This window comes from Streptomyces sp. AC555_RSS877 (assembly GCF_019049245.1).
Classification (GTDB): Bacteria; Actinomycetota; Actinomycetes; order Streptomycetales; family Streptomycetaceae; genus Streptomyces.
In genome coordinates, this window is the sequence record NZ_JAGMUK010000212.1 from 1,100 (window position 1) to 1,427 (window position 328).

At 67.4% G+C, this 328-nt stretch carries 1 protein-coding gene; it reads left to right on the plus strand.

Annotated features, from left to right (window positions below):
* Nucleotides 1-328: condensation domain-containing protein (locus KUM49_RS42430; protein WP_217242284.1), on the plus strand; the 328-nt coding region annotated here is incomplete at both ends.

Genomic DNA, 328 nt, shown 5'->3' on the forward strand with positions numbered 1-328 from the left:
GTACAACATTCCGATGGCGGTGCGGTTGTCGGGTGGGCTGGACCGGCGGGCGTTGGAGCGCGCGCTGTTGGATGTGCTGGGGCGGCATGAGGTGCTGCGGACGGTGTTCGCGGTGGCGGACGGGGAGCCGTATCAGCAGATCCTGCCGGTGGAGGAGTGCGGATTCGAGCTGGCCGTCACCGAGACGGATGCCGGAGAGCTGGCAGGGGCAGTGGCGCAGGCGCAGGCGTATGCCTTCGACCTGGGTGCTGAGATTCCGCTGCGTGCGTGGTTGTTCGGGGTGGGTCCGGATGAGCATGTGCTCGTGGTGGTGGTGCATCACATCGCC